3 protein-coding genes are annotated in these 4,534 nt (G+C 67.7%); all 3 read right to left on the reverse strand.

Features of this window, described 5'->3' with window-relative positions:
• A partial coding sequence (locus VF329_07365; GenBank protein HEX7080815.1) for a tetratricopeptide repeat protein occupies positions 1-1,869 on the reverse strand: 1,869 nt, incomplete at its 3' end.
• The gene (locus VF329_07370) at positions 1,866-3,761 is read right to left on the reverse strand and encodes a tetratricopeptide repeat protein (GenBank protein HEX7080816.1); all 1,896 of its coding nucleotides are present in this window, start codon (positions 3,759-3,761) and stop codon (positions 1,866-1,868) included. The genes VF329_07370 and VF329_07365, both read right to left, overlap by 4 nt.
• An 8-nt stretch (positions 3,762-3,769) precedes the next feature.
• Positions 3,770-4,282 carry a hypothetical protein gene (locus tag VF329_07375; protein HEX7080817.1) on the reverse strand — a complete coding sequence of 171 codons (513 nt, stop codon included), beginning with the start codon at positions 4,280-4,282 and terminating at the stop codon, positions 3,770-3,772.
• Between the last annotated feature and the right edge of the window lie 252 nt (positions 4,283-4,534).

Below are 4,534 nucleotides of genomic sequence, written 5' to 3' on the forward strand. Positions count from 1 at the left end.
CTCCGGGTACGCGGCGGTGTCGATGGAAGAGTTCGCCACCACCACCCAGGCGGAGCGCACCAGCGCGGGGTCCGCATGCGGATAGCGCTCGATCAGCTTGCGCGCCGCCGCGATCGCCGGCTCGAACTCCTGCATCGTGTACAGGTCGTCCGCCGCCGCGCCCAGCACGACCGGCGCCTCCTCGTGTTCCGGGAAGGTCTCGGCGAACTCGAGCGAGCTCGCCACCGTCGCCCGCTTCGCCTCGAGCTGCCCGGCGCCGGTCGCGACCTTCAGGTTCTCGCGGTGCGCGTACACGGCCGCGTAGCCCGCCGCGGCGGCGCGCTCGTGCGGCCCGTAGTCGTAGGCAGTGCGCTCGTACTCCGCCGCCGCTTCGGCGAAGTTGCCGTTCTCGAGCAGCAGGTCGGCGAGCTGGTAGTCGATCGACGGTGACTCGGGGTCGGCCGGGAAGGACGCGAGGAACTCCCGGTACCAGTGCGCCGCCTCCGCGAAGCTCGCGGGCTTCTCGTCCTCGAGCGCCGCGTCCTGGTAGCGCGCATGGTAGTAGTTGGCGAGATCCGTAAGGTTGGTCTTCAGCAGCGCGAGGACGTCGGGCGACTCGTCCTTGCTGAAATAGCTCCAGTATTCGGCGCCCAGGGCATAGCGCGACGCAAATTCCTTCTTGGCCTCGACGACGAGCTGCGGGAAGCCGCCCTGCTCGTAGATATCCACGATGCGCATGCTGAAGTGCGGCGAACGCGCATGGTACGGGTTCTGCTCGATGAAGGAGGCGTAGACGGCGGCCGCGTCCTGGTAGCGAAGCTTGCCGAGATAGAACTCGCCGAGATTGCTGTACAGGCGGTCCGCGTAGCTCTTGTGCCCGAAGCGCGCGAAATACTCGTCGATGACTTCCGGGCCGCCGAGGTTCGAGAAGCTCAGGGAGATGACGCGGAACGTGTCCGCGATCCGCTCGTCTTCCTCCTGGCCGACCTGGTCGAAGTCGTAGCCGACCGAGAGGCGGTGATCCAGCATCGCGAGGTAATACTGCAGCGCTTCCTCGTACAGCTCCTGCTTGTAGAGCGACCACCCGAGCTTGTACAGCGCGAGCTCGTAATAGGACGAAGCGGAGCCGGGATCGACGATCGCTGCGTACGATTCCTCGGCATCGAGATACTGCTTGCGCACGAAATGGTATTCGCCGCGCCTGAAGAGCACTTCATCGACGTATTTCGAGTACGGATATTCGCCGATCAGCCTCCCCATGACCTGCATGGCCTCGTCCACGCGCCCGAGCTCGTCGTAGGCGCGCGACATCTGGTAGAGGACCTGGTCGTTGCGTTCGTAGTGCGGGTAGAGCTCGAGGATCTTCTCGTAGGTCGCGATCGCGGCGGCGGGACCGGTCGGCAGGACCTGGACGGAACCGTCCGGCAACAGCACGTCGCCGCTTGTAGCGCCGCTCCCGATCGCCTGCGGGCCGGCCGCGCGCGCTTCGAATGCCCGGTCGGATTCCGACCCTTCCGCCGCGACCGGCGGGCCGCGGGCGGCGGCAGCGAATTCCGGCGCATCGCGCACGGCCGCTTCCGGTGCCGCCATTTCGACGCTCCGGGCGGCGCGCGTGTCCTCGCCGGGGCCGGCACCGATGATCCCGAACTGTTTTTCGATCTGCAGGTCCGCGAGGCGGCGCATCGCCTCCGGGGTCATCTCATTCACCGGCGTTTCCTGGAGGTAGCGCCGGTAGCTCTGCGCGGCGAGATCCAAACTGTCGTCGAGCCGTACGTCCTCGATCTCGGGATCCACGTTGCGGAGCTCGGCGAGCGTGCCCTTCGTCGACGTCGACGAGGCGCAGCCGCCGAGAGCGGTCGCGAGAGCGACGAAGGCGAGCCGGCGCATCATGGCGACTGCACCTCGCTCCTGGCCTGCGTCTGCGTCGCCCGGTCGTAGCTGTCGGCCAGCGCGTAGCGGGCCTGGTCCTCGTAGGCGACCAGGCGCTGCCGGCGCGCCGTGAGCTCGTCGATGGCGACGACTTCCAGCGCGCGGCCCTGCCGCGCCAGCAGCCGGTCGACGTCCCCGATCGCACCGGCGACGCGCGTGCGCAGCCGCTTGATGGGCCCCTCGAAGCCTTCGTAGCCGTGCACGGCGGCCTGGCGCACGCGCACGAACTGCTGGTACTGCTCGCGCAGCGCGCCGACGGCGCCGTGCAGGTCACGGAGATTGCGATCGAGCGCGGTGAGCCGCTCGTGGTATTCGGTCAAGAGGGTCCAGGTGATCGTGCCGCGCAAACGGTTCAGGCGGCGGAGCAGCGCGTCGCGGTGAGCCCCGTCCGCGCCCTCGAGCTGCTGCTCGAGCGCGTCGAGGCGGATCAGCGTCGCCCGCTCGCCGGCGGTCGCGAGGAACTCGGGGCGAGGCGCGGTCAGCATCGACTCGAGCGTCCGCTCGAGCGCCGCGTGCTGCTCGAGGCGCAGGTGCATGCGCGAATCGAGCTTGCGGAACTGCTGATCGACACCCGGCAGGAGCGGCTCGTAGTGCTCACGGCGCAGGCGCACCATGTCCTCGAACGCGTCGAAGCCCGACTGCCAGGAGACGAGCTTGCGCTTCAGGTCCGCCAGATCGAGGTAGTTCTCGAGCCCCGTCTGGAAGTCGTGCGAGGCGAGCAGCTCCATGAGGTAATAGGTCTCGGGCGTGTCCGGCAGCTTGCGCAAGCGGATCACCCAGTCCTTGTCCTGGCGGATCTCCTCGCGCACCAGCGCGTCCAGGAAATGGCCCTCGCGGATGCTGTCGATGGACGCATCCAGCTTGCCGATTTCGCCGGCATAAGCGTCGAGCGCCCGGCCGTAGGCCAGCGCCGCGCGGCCGTGCACCTCGAGCTTCCCGTACGCGAAAGGCAGCGCGAGCATCGCCTCCTGGGTGGCGAGGTCGGTGACGTCGCGCTGGACGAGGATCTGCCACGGCACGACGGCATGCCCGACGTTGCCGGCGTAAACGTCCGCCCAGCCGGAGCTCAGGAGCGCCTGCGCGGAAAACGGGCCTTCCAGCCGCACGCGATCGAGATACCTCTTCGATTCGGCGTAGCGCCCGTCCTCGAGCAGGATCGTGCCGAGGACGAGATTCGCCTTGTCGCGCATGCCGAGTGCGGCTTCGTCGCCGCCGCCCTGGCCGGCGCGGTCCAGCTGCTCGAAGGCCGCCTGCTGCCGTCCGTCCTCGAGCAGGGCGATGCCGAGGTTGTAGGCCACGAACGGCGCGAGGTCTTTCCCGCTCTGCATCCGCTCGAGCGTCGCGGCGGCATCCGCCGGCCGTTTCAGCGCGAGATAGACGTTCGCCCGCAGGAATTCGATGTCGTCGCGGATGCGCTCGGGAATTTTCCCTTCGATGCGCGCGAGCGCGGCGAGCGCGTCCTCCGTCTGGCCTTTCTGGAAATGGATGCGCGCCAGCCGGTAGGCGGCGTCGTTGCGGATCTCTTCGTCCACGTCGCCTTCGAGCACGGCCTTGATGGCACGCCCCGCACGGCGGTGCATGCGGTAGCGCAGCTCGAAATCGCCGAGCTCGAAGTTGGCGTCGTCGATGTAATAGTTCAGCGTGTCGAGGCCGGGCTCATCCACCGCGTAGTGCTGCATGACTTCCGTATCGAGGCGCGACAGCGCTTCGAACCACTGCCCCTGCCATGCGTAGTAGAGCGCCTCCCCATACCAGGGATCCTCGAGCTCGTCCGCGGGCGCGTGCCGCGCCGGGAACGCGGCGGCGAGCGAGGTCATGAGCAGCAGCCCGAGGCTGCGGAGGGGCGGAATCATGCGAGGGCTTACCAGCTGCCGAGCTGGATTCCCGGGTCTCCGGAAGCCGCGAGCGTGATGCCGAGAAGCTCGGGCTCGACCCCTTTCGTGAACGGGAAGGTCTGCGAGCGGCTGAAGTCCTCGCCGGACCGCTTGCCGGAGACGGCCACCGCGATCTGGTGCTCGCCGGTCGGCACGTTGCCGGTGTAGATGCGTTGCACGCCGCCCTTCTGGAGGGCTTCGAGCTCCTTGAAGCTGTAGATGTAATGCGCGACGAGGCGGCCGTCGATAGAGACCTGCACGGCATCGAGCCGGAAGTCTTCGCCGTCGGCAAACTCGACGAACACGGCAACCTGCGTGTTCGACGGATAGAGCAGCTTCTCCTCGAGCAGGTTCAGCTCTGCGGAAATGGCGAGCACGTCGGATTTGATCTCCTGCACCTGCTCGTCGAGGCTGCGGATCTCCTGCCTGGAGGCATCCTCCGCACGCACGGGGGCGCACAGGAGAACGATCAGCAACGCGGTCCAGATACTCTTAGGCATACTCGAACCACCCCCTTCCCTGGCCGGGCGATCGGTGCGCGGCAACGGTGTCACCGTCCGGCCCGCCCGTCTCGATGCGCAGTGTTGACGAAGGTCACACTGCGCACTGTGACGCAACGCTCAAATTTGCCGGGCTCGAAAACGGGCCAAAAAGGGCTTCGAGGAGTCGGGCGGGCGACCCGCCGCCGCGCTGAAAACCGCGTGGTTGTGCGCTTCGCGGCGGATGCCGCGGCGCAGCATCGGGCTGTCGGG

The sequence above is a fragment of the Gammaproteobacteria bacterium genome (assembly GCA_036381015.1).
In the GTDB taxonomy this organism is placed as follows: domain Bacteria; phylum Pseudomonadota; class Gammaproteobacteria; order Steroidobacterales; family Rariloculaceae; genus ZC4RG20.

Bases quoted from the DNA above. Each gene is read 5' to 3' on its own strand.
- VF329_07370 (HEX7080816.1), bottom strand. From the start codon at position 3,761: ATGATTCCGCCCCTCCGCAGCCTCGGGCTGCTGCTCATGACCTCGCTC.
- VF329_07375 (HEX7080817.1), bottom strand. From the start codon at position 4,282: ATGCCTAAGAGTATCTGGACCGCGTTGCTGATCGTTCTCCTGTGCGCC.